Source organism: Streptomyces mutabilis (genome assembly GCF_014649815.1).
In the GTDB taxonomy this organism is placed as follows: Bacteria; Actinomycetota; Actinomycetes; order Streptomycetales; family Streptomycetaceae; genus Streptomyces; species Streptomyces mutabilis.
Window position 1 is genome coordinate 1 of the sequence record NZ_BMTT01000132.1, and the last position, 765, is coordinate 765.

Consider the following 765-nt stretch of genomic DNA (forward strand, 5'->3'; position numbering starts at 1 on the left):
GGATGCTGAAATAGTATTAACGATAGCTTCACCTAATTTTGAAATGTGTTCCATAAAAAACAAACCTCCTTACATATAAAATCATTACTAAAACAAAATAACATATATTATAATAATTTTCTTCTACTTTTAAATAAATTTAATCAAATTTACGTTTTCTTAAAAAATAAATAAGAGGATTGTAATATTGTTACTATTAAAATTAGTAAAAAAGACTGTGAATGTAATAATAGCTTTTTTACATGAAATTTTTTAGTATCTTTTTACAAACATTTTTAAATTCTTTTTAGAGTATCTTTGAGTCTTAGAGCAACAATGGATTCCAAATGTTAAAGGGAACTTTTTGTAGTTGATATTCTGTTAATATAGCATTTATAAAGATAAAAGACCTAAAGTAAAGACACTTTATTTTTTTGGGTGTCTTTACTTTAGGGATAGGAGTGTAATCATGTCATGTCTGGAGAAACTGTTGTATACCAAAACGAAATGAATTTAGTACCTCTACGTAAATTTACAAGTACAGAGATTGATATATTCTTTAGCCTTTGCAATAAACTTAAGGAACAAGATATAAAAGAAGTTTCTATTTCTTTTGAAGAATTACGTCACTTAAGTAATTACTATCATCGTTCCCAAAAGAGATTTGTTAAAGATTTGGAACATGTTTATGATAAATTGTTAAGTTTAACTTATACTGAACGAAGTGGCTTATCATTTAAGAAATTTGTATTATTTACTGGTTATGAAGTTAACGTGGATACACAG

At 25.5% G+C, this 765-nt stretch carries 1 protein-coding gene; it reads left to right on the forward strand.

Features of this window, described 5'->3' with window-relative positions; all coding sequences use genetic code 11:
• Positions 1-453: 453 nt before the first annotated feature.
• The coding region (locus IE142_RS39750; protein ID WP_191889429.1) for a RepB family plasmid replication initiator protein at positions 454-765 on the forward strand (312 nt) is incomplete at its 3' end.